Annotated in this window: 6 protein-coding genes; 4 read left to right on the top strand and 2 right to left on the bottom strand. The window is 61.4% G+C overall.

All coding sequences use genetic code 11. From position 1 onward, the window contains the following. The first annotated feature begins 20 nt into the window (after window positions 1-20). Entirely contained in the window at window positions 21-13,376 is a 13,356-nt protein-coding gene (locus AMM33_RS05590; protein ID WP_090139389.1) for an Ig-like domain-containing protein, read from the top strand. Between the two features lie 18 nt (window positions 13,377-13,394). On the opposite strand, the gene AMM33_RS05585 is transcribed toward AMM33_RS05590, so the two are convergent. After that, on the bottom strand, window positions 13,395-14,324 hold the full coding sequence (locus AMM33_RS05585; protein ID WP_090139388.1) for a LysR family transcriptional regulator: 930 nt from the start codon (window positions 14,322-14,324) through the stop codon (window positions 13,395-13,397). 132 nt (window positions 14,325-14,456) lie between these two features. Between AMM33_RS05585 and AMM33_RS05580 the strand changes: the two genes are divergently transcribed. Both AMM33_RS05580 and AMM33_RS05575 read left to right on the top strand, forming a co-directional pair. Next, window positions 14,457-15,170 carry a pirin family protein gene (locus AMM33_RS05580; protein ID WP_090139387.1) on the top strand — a complete coding sequence of 238 codons (714 nt, stop codon included), beginning with the start codon at window positions 14,457-14,459 and terminating at the stop codon, window positions 15,168-15,170. 40 nt (window positions 15,171-15,210) lie between these two features. Next, window positions 15,211-15,744 (top strand): flavodoxin family protein, encoded by a 534-nt coding sequence (locus AMM33_RS05575; RefSeq protein WP_090139571.1) that lies wholly within the window; start codon window positions 15,211-15,213, stop codon window positions 15,742-15,744. Window positions 15,745-15,762: 18 nt separating this feature from the next. On the opposite strand, the gene AMM33_RS05570 is transcribed toward AMM33_RS05575, so the two are convergent. After that, the gene (locus AMM33_RS05570; protein WP_090139386.1) at window positions 15,763-17,367 is read right to left on the bottom strand and encodes a trypsin-like serine peptidase; all 1,605 of its coding nucleotides are present in this window, start codon (window positions 17,365-17,367) and stop codon (window positions 15,763-15,765) included. A 137-nt stretch (window positions 17,368-17,504) separates the two neighbouring features. On the opposite strand from AMM33_RS05570, the gene AMM33_RS05565 reads away from it, so the two are divergent. Continuing rightward, window positions 17,505-18,200: a DUF599 domain-containing protein gene (locus AMM33_RS05565; RefSeq protein ID WP_090139385.1), complete on the top strand. Its 696-nt coding sequence runs from the start codon at window positions 17,505-17,507 to the stop codon at window positions 18,198-18,200. Window positions 18,201-18,366: the final 166 nt, after the last annotated feature.

The following is an 18,366-nucleotide window of genomic DNA, read 5'->3' as shown; positions in this document are numbered from 1 at the left end:
AAAAAATTGGGAGTTTTTCCATGAATACCGTCACCCTGCGTGTGCCCCACATCACCCAAGCCCTGGAGCGCGGGCAAGTGCTGGCTTTGCAAGACGTGCTGCGCCTGGAGCGCGCAGGCAATGACCTGCTGGCCTGGGTGCAACAGGTGGACGGCTCGGTGCAATTGCTTCGCTTGCAGGGCTTTTATGAGGTGGGGCGTGATGCGGTGGTGGAGGTGACTGATGCCAATGCCTCTGCCGACAAGGTGTTGCGCGTGACGGCGGACACGACGGTGCCGCCTACGGTGCTGGATGAACAATCGGCCTCAGGCCCCTCACCGCAAGAGGTGGAGGAAGGGCATGGCGATCTGTTGTGGCTGCAGTTGCTGGCCCCCGATGGGCTGGCCCAGGATGCGCTTTGGGGCGATCTGTTTGGCGCTCTTGACGCACACCGGAATGTGCTGGCGGGTGTTTATAAGCCCGTTGCACAGCAAGAGGCGCTGCTCAAGTCCTCTGATGTGTTGGATGCAACAGCGCGCGATGTGATTGACCTGACCGCGCCTTCCTTGACCTTGATCGCGCCGCCACAGCTGCAGGACGGGACGGTGAATGTGGGTGATGCATCGGCAGGCATCGAACTGCGGGGGCAAACAGAGCCGAATCTGAGTGTCACGGTGACGCTGCAACAAGGCTCGCAAGTGTGGACCTTTCAGACCTCCGCGAATGGGCAAGGCGCCTGGGCCTTGAGCCTGAGCGCTTCAGATTGGGCCCGCTTGCAAGATGGCCCCGCGACCCTGAGCGCCCGCACCCAGGATGGGGTAGGCAATGCGGCATGGGCCACTTTGCCCGGCTTTGAGGTGCATTTGACCCCCCCCGCCGCGCCCACGGCAGTGATGGAAAAAACCGGCACCAGTGCCGTGCAGACGAAGGACAGCACGCCAGGCTTCTCAGGCACAGGCCCTGCGGGGGGCAAGGTGCGCTGGGTGCTAGATGCCAACAAAGACGGCCAGATCGATGCCCTTGAAAGCGTGTTTGAGGTGGACGTTGGGGCCAACGGCCGGTACAGCGCCACCCTGGCCAACTTGCCTGCGGATGGCTCCTACCAATGGTTGCTGCAAAGCGTGGACACCTACGGCAATGTCTCGGCCACCACCACCACGGTGGCGCTGACGCTGGACACGGCGCCCCCTCTGCTGAGCCTGAACAGCCCGGCGGCGCTGGATGACCAGCTGATCTCTGCGGCCGATGCCGCCGCTGGCACCCTGTTCAGCGGCAGGGCAGAGCCGAATCTGGCCGTGACGCTCACCCTCACCCAAGGCGCAAATGCCTGGACATTCCAAACCCAGGCCAATGCACAAGGCGACTGGACTTACTCCCTGAGTCAAGCCGACTGGGCCAGGCTGCAAGCAGGCACAGCCACCTTGAGCGCCCGCAGCCAAGACGGTGCGGGCAACGTGGGACAAGCCAGTCTGACTGAATTTGACGTGCGCATCACACCCCCCGCCGCGCCCACGGCGGTGATGGACAAAACCGGCACCAGTGCCGTGCAGACGAACGACAGCACGCCGGGCTTCACAGGCACAGGCCCAGCGGGCGGCCAAGTGCGCTGGGTGCTGGACGACAACCGCAACGGTGTGGTCGACGGCAATGAAAGTGCCAAGGTGTTTGAAGTGAGCGTGGGTGCCAACGGTCAATACAGCACCCAACTCCCGGAGTTGCCTGAAGACGGCCCCTACCAATGGGTGCTGCACAGCGTGGACATCTACGGCAACGTCTCGACCACCACCACCACGGTGGCGCTGGAACTGGACAGGCAAGCCCCTGTGCTGACCCTGAATGAAGTCACAGCCGATGACAAGATCGGGTATCAGGAGTTTGTAGCCCCCACGGGCATTGTGTTGTCCGGCACGGGCGAAGCCAAAGGGTCGGTGGTGCTGAGCCTGTCGCAAGGCAGCGTCAGCACCGCCCTCGAGCCTGTGCAGGTGGATGGCTCAGGCCGCTGGTCGGTCACGGTGAGCAAGGCGCAGTGGGCGGCATTCAGCACCGGGCAGGTGGTGGTGGGCGTGGCCCACACGGACGTTGCAGGCAATGTGGCCACAGCAATTGCTCACAGCGTGCCCATTCGGACCACCGCTGTGGCTCCCGTGAGCAGCATTGCGCTGGCCGACAACCAGGACACCGGGCGCGACGCCACGGATGGCGTGACCTCGATGTCTGCGCCCCAAATCAAGGTGTCCGCTGCCCCCAACAGCTGGGTGCGTTTGCTGCGCGATGCCAACACCGACGGCATTTTGCAAGCCGGTGATGCGATCTTGGCCGAGTTGCGGACCGATGCCTCAGGTCAGGTGTTGTGGACGCCCAGCTCAGCGTTGAGCGAGGGGGTGCAACACATTCTGGCCTTGGGCTGGGACCCACAGACGGGCAGTTATTCCAATGTGGACCCCGCCACCGGTCAGGTGTCACAGACCCTGCCCCGCTTGGTGCTGGCCATCGACACGCAAGCACCGGGGTCGCCACAGGTCAATGCAGTGGCCGTTGACAACATCATCATCCTGGCGGAAAGCCTGACAGACCAGCCCATCAGCGGCACTGCAGAAGCATCGGCCGATGTGACGCTCACCTGGAGCCGGGGTTTGAACCCGGTCACCGTGCGTGCTGACAGGGACGGCAAATGGCAATACACCCTGACGCCCGCTTTGATGAAGGCTTTGGGCGGCGGCGAGGTGACCCTGACCGTGAGCCAGACCGATCTGGCAGGCAACGTGGGCACTGGGACGGGCTCGGTGCTGATCAATGTGGACACGACGGATTTGCCAGCCCCTTACGCACTGGCCCTGGCCGCAGGGCTGGATACGGGTCGCAGTCCCACAGACCATGTGACCCAAACCCAGGCGCTCACGGTGACGGGGCGCAGCGGGGTGGGCGATGCCATTGATGTGTTCAATGATGTCAACAACAACGGGGTGATGGACGCCGGCGAAAAACTGGCCAGCACCACGGCCGATGGCCAAGGTCTTTTCAGCGTGAGTCATACCTTTTCGGTGGATGGCAGTTTCAAGCTGCGAGCCATCGCAAAAGAAAGCTCCGGCAAAGAAAGTGGTGCCAGCCAGGCCTTGAATGTGACGGTGGACACCCAGGTCAACCCGGTGACCGAGCTCAAGGTGTCTGACAACGACCGGATCAATCTGGCCAAACAAAGCAGTGGCGTCAACGTCAGCGGCAAGGGTGAAGCCTTGGCCGATCTCGCGCTGGTGTTCAAGGATGCGGGCAACCAAGACTTGTTCACTGCCACGGGCAGGGTCGATGCACAAGGCAATTGGTCGGTGACCCTGAGCGCCGCACAGATTGGCCTGCTGGGACAAGGCACGGTGCGTGTCGAGGTCACGCAGACTGATGCAGCGGGCAACAGGTCTGCGGTGCAAACGCACGACTTTTTTGTGGACACCGTACCGCCCGATGCGCCCGCTTCGGGCCGGCTCCAAGCTGCGCAGGAATTGAACGCCCAAAGCGAGCTCGAAGGCGGCCTCCAATGGCAAGAGTTGGCAGATGGCACCACAGTGGCCGTGGCCTTGCCTGCCAATTTGGGGGCAGACGGTGTGGTGGTCTTGACCTGGGGCAACCAGGTGCTGCGTTACCAGGTCACGCCGGACGATTTGGCGGCCGGTGTGGCCCAAGTGGCGGTGCCAGCGCAAGTCATTGTGGCGGCGGGGGACAACGTCGTTTTGAGTGTGAGCGCCGTGTTTGAAGATTCGGTGGGCAACCTCGGCCCTTGGACGGGCAGTCAGGTTCAACCCTTGCAGGTGCTCAGTGGCCTGGCGGTCAGTTTTTCCGAGCGCCCACCGGGTTTGGATCCATTGGTCGATGACTATGGCCGCATCATGGGTGGCACTTATTACACCCGGAAGACACAAGATTTTCGGGTGCAGCTGTCAGGCGCAGCGGGCAGCATTGTGGTCATTTATGAAGACACCAATGGCAACGCACAGTTTGACAACGATGAGCGTTTGGCCCGTGTGCAGCTGGACAGTTCAGGCCAGGGTCTGGCCATTCTCGCTTTGACCGAGGGGCGCCATCGGCTGCAGAGTTTTGCCACCTTGCAAGGGGTGGAAAACCCCACGTTTCAAACCGAGCTGCTGGTGGTGGTGGATACCGCCGTGCCTGCACAGCCCCGCGTGACGAGCTATGAGGACAAGATCAACGCTTCCAAGCGTGACGCCGGTGTCTTGGTCAGTGGAACTGCCGAGGCCCATGCCGAGTTGAAGATCAGCCTGTTCAACACGCGCACCGGTGTTGCAGGTCAGACCTTTACCGTGTTGGCCGACCGTGAGGGGCAGTGGTCAAGCCGCATCTCGCTGGGACAATGGGCAGAAGTGGGCGATGGCCCCTTGCAGCTGTCGCTCACGCAAACCGACCTGGCGGGCAACACCAGTGCGGCCCAGGCGGTGTCCATTTCTCTGGACACCACCGTCTTGGCGCCTACGCTCCACAGCGTGTCGACCAATGACTGGGTCAACGCCCAGGAAATCAGCGATGGCATGGTCTCGCTCAGCGGCGGCGCTGAAGCCCTGGCTTGGGTATCGGTCACGGCGGTGGGCTCATTGGGCACCTATGGCACATCCGTGCAGGCCGATGCCAATGGCTTTTGGTCCCTGCCCTTGAGCCCCACCGTGTTGCGCACCCAATTGGGCGAAGGAACGGTGGCCGTGAGTGCCAGCCAGACCGATGCGGCGGGCAATGTGTCCGAGTCGGTGAGCCACATTTTCAAAATTGACACCCAGGTGGATGCGCCTGTGCTGGACGCCATCAGTGGCAACAACAGGGTCAACGCTGTCGAGGCTGACCAAGGCGTGCAGCTGACCGGCTCAGGAGAGCCCGGCGCCACGGTGGTGGTGGTGTGCACCTTGGGCACTCAGTCCCTGGCCCCCCACACGGCGGTGGTGGGCAGTGGCGGCCGCTGGCAATTGAGCCTGAGCAGCGAAGCCTTTGAAACTTTGGGCGACGGCAAATGGGATGTGTCGGTGTCGGAAATTGATCAGGCTGGCAATGTCTCGACGGCCACCGTGGGCGCTCTGACGGTGGACCGCAGCCCCATTGCAGGTTCGGTTCGCGTCAACCCGCTGAGCACCGACGATGTGGTGAGCTTTGCCGAACAAGGCAGTCAGCTGGTGATCACGGGCACCGGCCCCATGGGCACGCAGGTGTCTTTAAGTTTGCAAGGCAGTTTGGGCAGTGTGAAGCTGCAATCCTTGGCGGTGGTCGATGCCCAGGGCCAATGGCAAGCCACGCTCACAAGTGTGCAGATGCGCGCCATTTTGGGCAGCGGCACCGTGCAGGTTCAGGCCTGGGCGGTAGACCCGGTGAGCGACCGATCCACCGCCGTCAATACTGTGGTGGAACGCAGCTTTGAGCTTGAAGCCGCTGTGCCTGCGCCCACCCTGAATCAGACGGGGGGTGATGGTTTCATCAATGCCGTGGAAGCGGCCAAAGGCGCTGTCGTCTTCGGCACGGGCGTGGCGGGCCACTTTGTCACCCTGAGCTTGACCGGGACAGCAGGCAGCATCACCCGCGAGGTGCAGGTGGGGCAAGACAACAGCTGGCAAATCAGTCTGGCTTTTGCGGACGTGCAGTCCCTGGGTCAAGGGGCTGTTCAGGTGCAGGCGATTCAGCGCAATGGTTTGAGCGCTTCAGCCATCAGCTCTGTGGCCGCTGCGCAGCAGTTCATCATCGACACCGAGTTCCCCAGTGCTGCGCTGCCCAGCGATCAAAGCGCTGCCGAAAGATACAACACCAGTCATGAACTGGTCGCTGGCGTCACCCCTGAAGAGGCCGCCGCAGGCGTCAAGGTGGCCGTGCCTTTGCCTGCCAATGCCCGTGCGGGTGACACCCTGGAGTTGTTCTGGGGCGATCAGCGGGTGGTGCATGTGCTCACGGCCGCACAACTGGCGGCCTTCTCCGGCAATGATGCCCGGCTGATGGTCATCACCGTGCCGGGTAACACCATTGCCCGCCAGGGCGATGGCACGGTCGATGTGCGCGTGCGGGTCACCGACCTGGCGGGCAACGTGGGTGAGCCATTTGCGCTGGTCTCGGGTGTGGCGGTGGATGCGCCGCCTTTGGCGCCGCAACTGGATACCGTGATGACCGATGGTTATGTGAACCTGGCGGAATTCAACGCAGACCAGGCCACACTTGGCAGTATCTCGATTTCCGGCACCTCATCGGTCGATGGGGATGTGACCGTGGTATTGAGTCGCACCGGGACGTCCAACAAAACCACCCTCCCAGTAGTGAAAGCAGTTGGCGGCATATGGACCGTGTATGTCAGCCACACTGATCTCAATACGCTCGGAGAAGGCACCATTGACATTGCCGCTCAACTAAAGGATGCGGGAAATGTCCAGTCAGCATGGAGCAACGGCAGCTTTGTGTTCGACAAAACCTTGCCCGAATTGGTGACCAGTGCAAATGCCCAAGCCGCTGACGCCCAAAATGCCAGGGGAGAGTTGGCCGGTGGTTTGATTGTCATGCCCGACAACCGCAACCTGACCGAAGCCACCGATGGCACCGTGGTGCATGTGGGCTTGGCGGCAGATGCGCAATCTGGCGATGAAGTCCTCTTGTACTGGGGCAGCGCCACGGGCAGCGGCGGTGTCGAAGTGCGCACCCGCCTGACGCAAAACGATGTGAACCAGGGCTTTGTGGCGGTGACCGTGGCCGAATCGGTCATCACCCAAGTGGGCGATTCCAGCAGCCTGCGCGTGGAGGCGCGGTCGGTGGACCGGGCGGGTAACGAGGGTGCGCGCTTTTTGGTTTGGCAGGGCACGGTCGATGCCTTGCCAGAGGCGCCCACGATTGTGGCCGTGTCTGCCGATGGGCAAGTCAATCTGCTGGAAAGCAAGGCCAATGTGCTCATCGAAGGTGCTGCCACTTTGGGTCAAGTCGTCACGGTCAAGATTTTGGTGGGGAATGTCACCAAGTTTGAGAAGACTGCGACCACCTCTGAGCGCAATGGTCAGCCCCACTGGTCGGTGTCCTTGACGCCCTCTGAGCTGGACACATTGGGCCAGGGCACAGTCGATATCCAGGCCTTTCAGACGGACCGCACAGGCAACCCTTCCCGCTTGGCCAGCAGCCGTTTTGTGATCGACACCGTGCCGCCAGCAGCGCCGACCGTGGATGCGGTCACGGCCGACAACCGCGTCAGCTACGCCGAGTCACAGGCCGGGGTGAGGGTCAGCGGTGCGGGAGAGCCGGGGGCTTCGGTCAGTTGGGTGCTGAAAGACGGATCCGGTCACCTCGTCAGCAAAACCAGCATTCCGGTCAACCCGCAAGGCGTCTGGTCGGTGCCTGTGCTGGCGGCCGATTTTGCGCAGCTGGTGCAGGGCACACTGACAGTGACCGTGCAGCAAACTGACGCAGCCGGCAACGTGTCGCCACCCACGGCAAAGACCTTCACCTACGTGTCCGAGCCCGTGAGCATGCCCACCATCACCAGTGTCAGTGGCGTCAGTGGCAGTGATATTTATTTCAATGCCCAGGATCAAATCACTTCGGACGGTGAATTGGTGGTGAGCGGCTCGGGCGTATCGGGCCATCAGTTGCGTCTGGATGTGCGCGTGGCCGGTGTGTCTTATGACATTCCTGCCGTGACTGTAGGCGCCAATGGCAGCTGGACAGTCACCCTGAAGGCTGAAGACTTGAGCCGCATCGGTCAAGGCGTGACGCAAATCCAGGCGGTGCAGATCAATGCGGCAGGGGATGAATCCTTGCCCCAGCTTTTTGACACATTTGTCATCGACACGGTTTTGCCTCAGCTCAATGTGGCGCAGCTGTCTGCCAATGGCCTCAACGGCAACGCCAAAGAAGGGGATGTCATCACCGTGACGGTGCAACTGTCCGAGACGGTGAACGTGGCCTTGAACGGTGCTGCCTTGCCCAAAGTGGGTCTGGTATTGGGTAGCCAGACGGTTTACGCCGAGTACAACGCCTCCGCCAGCCAGCTGGCGGGCGGCAACCGGGCGGTGTTCACCTACACCGTTCAGCCGGGCGATACCGACAGTGCGGGCGGTGTGGCCCTGATGACCTCTGCCGCTCAGGTGGCCGTGGACTGGAACGGTGCGGTGGTTCAGGACGCTGCAGGCAATGCTGCGGGGTCCGTGATTGCCCAGGTCCTGTCCAACACGGTGCTTGTGGACACCTTGGCGCCCAGTGCGCCCAGCATCGACAGCTTGGTGACGCCCTCGGGTGGGGCCGCAGGCGCGGTGGCCGCTTCTTCTTTGGGGGGCGACTACATCAACAAAGTGGAGGCCAACCAGAATCAGGTGGTGGTCAAGGTCAATCTGACTGGCACCGGGGCTTTGGTGGGGGACAGCTTGGTGCTGTCTTGGGGTAGCCAGCAACTCAGCCCGAAAGCCTTGTCAGACGCCGAAATCACGCAGGGGTTTGCTTCGGTCACGGTGCCTGCCAGCGCCATTGGCAATGTGGAGGGCAACATCGCCATCACCGCCAAACTGGTGGATGCCGCAGGCAACGTTTCGCCCAATTCTTCTTTTCTTGAGGTGAAGGTGGACACCATCGCTCCCCCGGCCTTGTCCATAGACGCGGTGCTGGCAGACGACCGGGTGTCCGCTGCAGAAGCGCAAACATTGCTGGCCTTGGGGGCCGGCGTGTCTTCGGCGCTGGATGTGAAGGGCGCGGGGGTGGTGGCAGGGGCCACGCTGCATGTGGTGATTCGCCAGGCGGACCCGGCCAGCGACATCGTGTTGACTCCGGTGATCAGCGGCGCCTCATGGTCCATCAAGGCGGGCGACTTGGGACAGGCCCTGGCTAAGCTGGAAGATGGTTCCTGGGACTTGGTGGTGTACCAGACCGATGCCGCAGGCAACGACAGCGCGCAAACGGTGCGCAGTGTGTTGCTGGACCGCGATGAGCCCGCAGCGCCCACCATCTTGAGCCTGCCCCAGGCGGGCGACGGCTGGATCAATCTGGCCGATGCCACCCAAGGGGTGACCGTGAACGTGTCCCTGGCAGGAACGCGGGCCAAGGCGGGTGATGCCTTGGTGGTGACGGGCTTTCTCGCCGAGCATCGCGTGATCTTGAAAACGGCGGATTTGGTGGCGCAAACGATGGCCGTGGTGGTGCCCAAGGCATTGATGCTGCAAACGGCGGGGGCAGCGCCCCAGAAACTGAACATCGCGACCTCCATTGAGGATTCCGGGGGCAACAAATCCCAGCCCTCCAATGTCATCGCGGTCGAGCTCGACACCATCATTGCGTCGCCGGTGGTGGTGGCGACAACCTTTGCAGATGGCATCAATTCGGTGGAGGCCAGTTTGGCCACGGGGCAGGTGTTCACGGGCTCGGGTGTCGAAGCGCGCGCTTCGGTGGTCGTGGTCATGCAGGGCGCTTTGGGCGACAGCCTGCGGTTTCCCACCACAGGACGGGACGATGGCAAGTTTGGCATCACCGTCATGCCTTCGGATTTCCGCATCCTGGGCTCGGGCACGGTGGCCTACACCGTGATCCAGACCGACAAGGCGGGCAACGTGTCGACCGCGACCACGGGCTCCTTCAATGTGGCGCTGACCTTGTCGCCCCCAAGCCTTTTTGACCTGACAGGCGACAACCTGATCAATGCAGTCGAAGCCGCGAGCACCCAAACGGTGTCTGGCTTGGCCATGCCCGGGGCACAGGTCAAGGTTCGATTTAGGGATGCCGTGACCCAAGCTGAGTCTGTGCCCGAGAAGACCGTGACGGCAACATCGACAGGGGCCTGGTCTGTGTCATTGACCGTGCAAGAAATCCAAAACCTGTCGCCTTCTGGCACCGCCACCATTTTGGTCACGGCGCAACAGGTTTTCAATGATCAGGAGTCTGACCCCACCAGCTTGAGTTTCCTGATCGATCGTGTTCCTCCTGCGGTCTCGGGTGCGGTCACCTTGTTTGATGCGAACCTGGATGGCGCCAAAAACGATGGCCTGGTGCTGACCTTCACTGAACCTGTGCGTTTCAGTGCATTGAATGCCTTGACGAATTTCACCTTGCCTTCCGGGCGCACCTGGGGCACCGGGGCGCGCATTGAGGCCAGTCAATCGCAAACCCTCAATGGCGCTGAATACACCTCCACCCTGAAGATTTTCCTGGGCACAGGGGCCAATCTGGTGGCGGGAGATACCCTCACATTGGCCAGAGCCCAGGTGATGGATGTGGTGGGTAATTTGGCGTCCGCCAATGCTGTGTTCACCTTGCCCAGTCTGACGATTCCAGACACGCCCATCCCACCGGTGACGATTGCCAGGGACAACCGCATCAATGCCACCGAGTTGACCCAAACCACGGCGGTGGCGTTCACCCATGCTGCCGCCACAGCGGGGACGCAGTTGGTGGTGTATCTGGACGGTGCTGAGATCCAGCGTGTGAACATGAGCACCAATGCCACCAGCACATCGGTTTCCCTGACTGCGGCACAGTGGGGGGCGTTGTCGGGTCAGAAGTCTTTGGTGGCTCAAATTGTCAACCCGGCCACCGGCGCCACAGGCGCCTATTCCGCGCCCAAACCCATTGCGCTGGATTTCGCGGTGGAGAGCGCCGTGCAATTGGCGGTGACCTCCGACACGGGCACGGTCGGCGTGTTTGACAGCGGGGACAAGGTCAGCCTGGTCTTCAAAGAGGCTGTGAGTCTGACCACAGCCGCCTTGCCCGCAGGACTGAAAGCAAGCGGCCTTGCGGCGGTGGACGGCATCAAGCAAGTGGGCGATACCAACACCTATGCCACGACCTGGCAGGTGACGCTGGGTGCGGGTACGACTTTGCAGGCCGGTCAGCTTGTGAACCTCAGTGCCGTGCGGGACATGGCGGGCAACACGGCCAACCTCAGCACCACCGTCAGGGCGGATGTGTTCACGCCCAACCCCACGCTGGTGATTGACACCGTGGCGAGTAACAACGTGTTGGACGCCAGCAAAAAGGCGGCCGGTGTGGCGGTGAACATTCAGTTGACGGGCGCCCAGGCAGGAGATGTCATTCAATTGACCATGGATGGCGAGGTGGTGGGCACCACCACGGTTCAGACCACGGGCCAGAACAGCGCGTCCTTTAACTTGTCAGCGAGCAACTGGGGTGGAGATGGTGAGCGTGTGCTGCACGCCAATCTGCTGCGTGCAGGGCAAACCACCAGTTCATTGAACCGCTCGGTGTATGTGGCTGCAGATCAAAAGCACTGGTCAACCGTCTATGCCGACACTTTGTGGTTTGACCCGGACACCTTGATGAGCGTCAAGGATGGCAGTCAGGTCACGACCTGGACATCCAGCGACGGGACCGTGACCGTGGTGCCACGCATGGGATCTGTGCCTAAGCTCACAGATGCTTCGGGGCATGTGGCTTTGTATTTCAATGGTGGATCGTCTTTGTATACGACGCAAAAGACGGCGGCCCCCCGACTGGATGTGACGGGTTATTCGGACTTTTCCGTGCTCAAATTGTTGGGCTACCCCCCAGCTTGGGGTTACACCATGAGTCGTGAATTGGACGGTGCTGTCAACGGGACGGTTTATGGATTCAGGCACCATTTTGGTGGTGTCCAAACATCCTTGTCTTCCCACTTTTCGGGCAAGGGTGTGAATGTGGTTTCCAATGCTGCGACCGTGAGTTCTTGGATGGTCATGAATGGATTCAACGACACCACAGCGGGTTCAGTGGCCGTCAACAACAGGGTTTTGAGTTCGACCGCCAACACCACCATGATGTCGACTGCAAGCAAGTTTGCCTTGGGGGATGCAGGGACGCTGGCCATTGGCGCCTCTGGTGGCCAGTCCTCGGGCGGCAGAGAATTCGTCACGGGTGTGATGGGCGACCAAATCGCGTTCAACTATGCCTTGACTGCGGCCATGAGGGGCGAGGTCTCGACCTATTTGGCCGCCAAATACCAAAGCGTGGGACGACTGGTGGCGGCCACAGGGACGGCGCAGACCTATGATTTGTCCCTCAGTCAGAATGCCACGCCCATTCTGGATGATCTGTTGCAACTCAACGCTTCCGATTGGGGCGCTGGCAAGGACCGTGTGATCACGTCTGGCGCAGACTATGTCAACACCAGCGCGGGTGATGACACCATTGAAATCAAGGATGCCTTGTTCCGCCACATTGATGGCGGCAAGGGCTTTGACACCTTGGTCTGGTCGAATGCCTACAGTGGCAGCTCCAAACTTAATTTGTCGGATTTTGTGTCCAATTTCCGGGGGGACTCGGGAACTTCGGCGGACAACACCCGTGTCAATGCGGCTGGCTATCACCATTTGCTGGGCATTGAGCGTCTCGATTTGACGCAGTCTGCCCTGGCTGCGGGGGCTTCGGGCAAGCAAGTGCTGACCATAGCGGCGGCAGATGTTGGCCAATTGTCTGAAACCAATTCCCTGGAGGCCGTGTTGGGTGGCCAGGATGTTTTGCTGACGAATGGCTTCACAAGCAGGGTGGCAGGCAATTTCCTGATCAATGGCGTTCACTTTGACACGCGTTATCTCAGCAGCGTCAACGGTGAAGATGTGAGCTTGTATGTCAAGGGCGGCTCGGGCGATCCCGATCCGGCTGATGTGACCCTGTTGGGCAGTGCGTTTCAGCTTAATTTTTCTGCAGCCATGTATGGGGCTGCGCCAGTGGTCGGTGATTTTTCGATCAAGGCCTGGTCCAATGCATCACTGCCTGGTCTTGTCTCGGTCGAGTCGGTCAATGTCAGGCAAGGCTTGTATTTCGGCTTCAACGCCGAGGTCGCTCAAGCGATGCGCATCGACTATTCAGGCACGCTGCTCGACGAAACCGGGCGAGGCTTCTTGCATCGAAGCTGGGGCTTGGGAACAGATGGTAACGATACCCTGGATGCCAGCTCCTGGACGGTGGCTGCGGCCATTTTGGGTGGAGGCGGCAACGACGCCATCACCGGGACGGCCAATGCCGATTTGCTGATTGGCGGGCTGGGGGCCGACCGCTTGACAGGCGGTCAGGGCGCAGACCGGTTTGTGTATAAAACCGTTTACCAAGGCGTGGGCGGTGCCGGGGGCTTGGGTGGTCTCACCGGGGATGTCATCACCGACTTCAACACTTCCTTGGGCAAAGATGCCGATGTGCTGGACATGTCGGACCTGTTCGCCAGCAGTTTGGGCGCTACGGGGCAAGCCGTAAGCGATGCCGGCAAACTCATCCAAGGCGGCTACATCGATTTGGTCAAAACCAATGCCGGCAAGGACTTGCAGGTCTTTGTGGACCGTGACGGCGGCGGTGCCATGGGTTTGCTGGTCACGCTGCAAAACGTGGACAGCTACATGACCGTTCCGGGCGAAACCACCGAGCAGCTGCTGCAACGCTTGTTGACCGAGGGGCGCATGCAGGTCACACACGCCTGATGGCGGGCCTTCCGGGGCTTATGGGGCGTCCAGCAAGGCCTGGCGTGTGGCCGGTTTGTCCAGTTGCTCGGTCCACCACAGCAGGGCGTGGCCTGCGGGGCTCAGGCGGCTGTCGCGCCAGGCGGCATGCACCGTGCTGGTGCGCGGTCGGTCGGTGCGCTTGACCACCAGCTGGCCTTGCTGCACAGGCGCCTGGGCCAGGCTTTGCGGCAAAAAACCGACCCCCAAACCGCGCAGCTGTGCCGCCAGCTTGCTGGGCATATCGGGCACGGTGAACACGTCCTGACCGCCTTGCAGGCCAATCGTCATGCCGCTGCCGCGCTGCACCGAATCGGCCACGGCCACCATGCGGTGCTGCACCAGCTGCGCATCGCTCAGGGGTTCGGGGGCTGCGGCCAGCGGGTGGTGAGGCGCCACGGCAAACACAAAGGGCACTTCACCCAAGATGCGGTGCTGAATATCGGCGCTCAAGTGCTGTTCGATGACCACGCCCAAGGCCAGATCGGCCTGACCTGAAGTCAAGGCCGCCATCGTGCCTGACAGGGTTTCGTGGCGCACGCGCAAGCGGGTGGGGCTGTTCAGGCCCAGAAATGCCGCACACAAATCCATGACCACCGTGCGCGAGATGATGCTGTCCACCGCAATCGTCAGCACCGCCTCCCAGCCCGTGGCCACGCGCTTGACCCGGTTGGCCACGGCGTCCATGTCTTGCAGCAGGCGACCCGCCTCGCGCAGCAACTCTTGGCCCGCAGCCGTGGGGCGTGCCTGGCGCGAGCTGCGGTCAAACAGCAGCACATCCAGCGCATCTTCCAGTTGCCGCACCCGATAGGTCAGGGCGCTGGGCACCAGGTTCAGGTCACGCGCAGCCGCTGCAAAGCTGCCTCTGTCTTCAATGGTTTGCAGCATGTGCAGCGTCTCGGGCGTGAGCCAATCGCGTGGAGTTTGCATGGTGGTGGCCTGATCGTTGAAATGGTTTGAATGATGCCAGCAAAGCGCAGCAACGATTCGGGCCGGGGTGAGGGTTAAAGTTCGGGCGTCGTTTGCAGCCCTTGCCGCAAACCGCTGACCAGGAGAAAACCCATGCTCACCCTGCGCAAATCTGCCGAACGCGGCTATGCCGACCACGGCTGGCTCAAGTCGTTTCACAGCTTTTCTTTTGCCAACTACTTCGACCCGGCCCATGTGGGCTTTGGCAACCTGCGCGTCATCAACGAAGACCGCATCGCGCCCGGCACCGGCTTTGGCACACACGGCCACCGCGACATGGAAATCATCAGCTACGTGCTGTCGGGCAATCTGGCCCACCAGGACAGCATGGGCAATGTCAAGGGCATTCCGCCGGGCGACGTGCAGCGCATGAGCGCGGGCTCTGGCGTGCGCCACAGCGAGTTCAACCATGCCCAGGGCGAGCAGACGCACTTTTTGCAAATCTGGATCGAGCCGAACGTGACGGGCATTGACCCTGGCTACGAGCAAAAAACCGTGCCGGGCAACGCCAAACGCGGACAACTGGCTTTGGTGGCCGCACCCCCCGCCGACCCGCAAGCGGCCGAGCACACGGTGCAAATTCATGCCGATGCCCGCATGTACGCGGGTCTGTTTGAAGGCGCAGAAACAGCCCATTTGAGTTTGGACCCGGCGCGCAAGGCCTATGTGTTTTTGGTGCGTGGCCGCCTGCAGGCCAATGGCCAGTCGCTCCAGGCTGGTGACGCGGCCCTGCTGCAAGGCGAGTCGGCTTTGAGCCTGAGCCAAGGCGAGGATGCCGAAGTGCTGGTGTTCGATCTGGCCCCCTGATTTTTTTCAACCTTTTTTTCATCGCTTCCAGGAGTTTTTCATGACCCAAACCGTTGTTGTTTTCCATTCCGGCTACGGCCACACCCAGCGCGTGGCCCAGTTTGTGGCCCAAGGCGCGAACGCCCAAAGCATCGCCATCGACGCCGACGGCAACATCTCAGACGCCGATTGGGCAGCCTTGGACGCGGCCGACGCCATCATCTTTGGCTCGCCCACCTATATGGGCATGGCCTCGTGGCAGTTCAAGAAGTTTGCCGACGCCTCGTCCAGGCGCTGGTTCACCAGCGCCTGGAAAGACAAGGTCGCGGGCGGCTTCACCATCTCGGCCAGCCCCAGCGGTGACAAGCTGTCGACCATCCAGTACTTCATCACCTTGGCCATGCAGCAAGGCATGGTCTGGGTCGGTCAGCCGTCCATGAACGACGGCAGCATCAACCGCATCGGCTCCAACTCCGGTGTGATGGCGCAAGTGGGCCCCACCAGCCCCGCCGAAGACATCCCCCAAGGCGATCTGGACACCGCCAAAGCCTACGGCGAGCGCGTGGCTGCGGTGGCGGCCAAGCTGCGCGCCTGATTGCGCCTTTCCAGCCCTTTAAGGGATGGCCTGCGCCCAGACGCGGCCTGTATTGCCTGCCCGGTCACTGACTTTGATGCACAGGTGAACCGGCGCGTCCAGCACCAAGGGCACCCGGAAATAGGGCGTGAATGCCGAGTTGGGCAAGGCCCTGCAACCGGCCTCGGTGGCTGAGGTCGCGGTGTCGTAGCCCGAGATTTCGGGGGGCTTGAACGACAAGCTCACCCGGCGGGCTTGGCCATCCAGTGGGGCCACTTCCACGATGGGCGCAGCGGAAGGGGCGCTGTTGTCCACCTCGATCGGATGCACTGTCAGGCGCTGGCCTTCGCGCACGCAAGCCAGGTGCACGCCTTCTTGTGTGGGCAAAAACGGCAAACGGTTGGCCTGGTAAGTCTGGTAGCCCGTGTCGGTGTTGCAACGGTCCAGGCCCGCCGTGATGAACTTCACTTGCGTGGCGGCGCTGCTGGGGCCCTCCAATTGCCAGCGTCTGCTGCTGCTGGGGGGTTGCATGGGGCTGAACAGGCCTTGCGGCAGCAACGCCGGGCCGGATGCCAAGGGCAGGGGGCACACCCCGGCTTGCGGTGCCCATTGGCCTTGCACAAAGCAGGCGGCCAAGCCGTCAATGGGCACGGCGTAGCTGGTTTGAGCCCGGGGCCGGGTGCCTTGGGCGCTGATCTCGCAGGGCGAGCCCAGGTAACAGTTGCGGGTCTCGGACATGCCCACGGTGGTGGTGTTGATCACGCCCACGGCTTTGCGGCTGACGGGGTCAAAAACGGGTGAGCCGGACATGCCCGGGTAAATCTGGGCGCAGTCGTTCGATTGCAGTTGTGACCAGACCCAGACAAACTCGGTCACGTCCACTCGCGGGCCTTGTTGGCAGGCCACTTGGCGCAAAAATTCACTGCTGGGTGCGCCGATCACCTGAATCGGGCTGCCGCTGGCCAGCGGGCTGCCGTGAATCTGAATGGGCTCAATCCCCTGCGCCCTCAGTTGGCCCACGGTGGCGTTGAGCCTCAACACCGCCAGGTCGGTCTGGTTCATGCTGCTGTAGGTGATTTCCGAAACTTGAACGGTTTTCTGGGCTGCTTGTGTGCTGGCGGTGTAGAAAAACACCAAGCGGTCTGAGGTGGCGGCGCGGTCGCGCCACACGGCATAAGGTGTGTCGGGATCCGAAAAGTTTTGCGCGCAGTGCCCGTTGGTCAATGCGTAGGCCGGTGCGGCGTCGTTGCGCAGGTCCAGCACAAAAGCGGTGCAGTCAGACTGACCGTGGTAGCGGGCCACCCCGGTTTGGTCGGTGAGGGTGATGGGCTTGCCGGTGGTTTGGCCACCCGTTTGACCGCCCGTTTGACCGCCCGTTTGGCCGCCCGTTTGACCGCCCGTTTGACCGCCCGTTTGGCCGCCCGTTTGACCACCCGTTTGACCACCCGTTTGACCACCCGTTTGACCACCCGTTTGACCACCCGTTTGACCGCCAGTTTGGCCACCCGTTTGACCGCCAGTTTGGCCACCGGTCTGGCTACCGGTTTGACCACCGGTTTGACCACCGGTTGGTTCTGGGGTGCCCGCGCCGCCGCCGCAGGCATTCAGGAGGGCCAGCAGGGCCAAGGGGGCAATGAATTTCATGGGCACATCATGAGGGAAAGAGCGTGATCGTAATTCAAAAGAAACCATTTGAATTCAAAAATTCCCCTGGCCCTTGCAGGCTGGTGTCGTGTGGTAGAGCTGGCGTCTTGAGCAGAACCCTTGTTACGATCAGGCGCATGAAAATCATCACCATGTTGCCCTGGCTCGATTGGCTGGCGCTGTTTTCTTTCTTCGGTTTGTGGGTGGGTTATGCCTGGCTTGCCAAGGTACGCGGCCTGCGCGACCAGAGCCTGATCGTCACCACCAACCGTTACCGTCAGATGTGGATGCTGCAGGCCACCGCACGCGACCCGCGCATGCTGGACGGCCTGATCACCCAGAACCTGTCGCAAACCCCGGCGTTTTTCTCGTCCACCACCATCATCATCATCGGCGGCTTGTTTGCCCTGCTGGGCACGACCGACAAGGCGGCAGAACTGGTGCGCGAGATTCCGTTTGCCCAAGCGACGCCCATGCTGGTATTTGAGTTCAAGGTGTTGGTGCTGGTGGGTATCTTTGTTTATGCGTTTTTTCGCTTCTCATGGTCCATGCGCCAGTACACCTTCGTGGCCTTGGTGATCGGGGCCATGCCACCGCCTGAGGAGTTCGATGCCGGGCGACAGGATCGTCAGTCGGTGGCGCAGCGGGCGGGCCACTTGGTGGGCGCTGCCGCAGAAACCTTCAACGATGGTTTGCGTGCGTATTACTTTTCGTTTGCAGCTATGGCCTGGTTTTTTTCGCCTTTGGCCTTGGTCTTGGCAACGGCCTTGGTGGTCCTGATTCTTTATGGCCGCGAGTTCCGCTCGGATGTGCTGCTTATCCTGAGGGACTGAGTTCTTGATGGTGCATGACTCTTTGTCATTGGCCTCTTGGTGCATTCAGCTTCGACGATGAGCAAAATCAGATGTCGAGTCCATTCATGGAGACCTTGCAGTGCACACCTGATTTTTGTAATTTTCCCTGAATAATTTTTTGTTTTTAGTTTTTTTGTAACTTTTT

It is taken from the genome of Limnohabitans sp. DM1 (assembly GCF_001269385.1).
GTDB lineage: Bacteria > Pseudomonadota > Gammaproteobacteria > Burkholderiales > Burkholderiaceae_C > Limnohabitans_A.
Note: the sequence above shows the minus strand (reverse complement) of the source record. Positions and strands in the feature narration are given on the sequence as shown.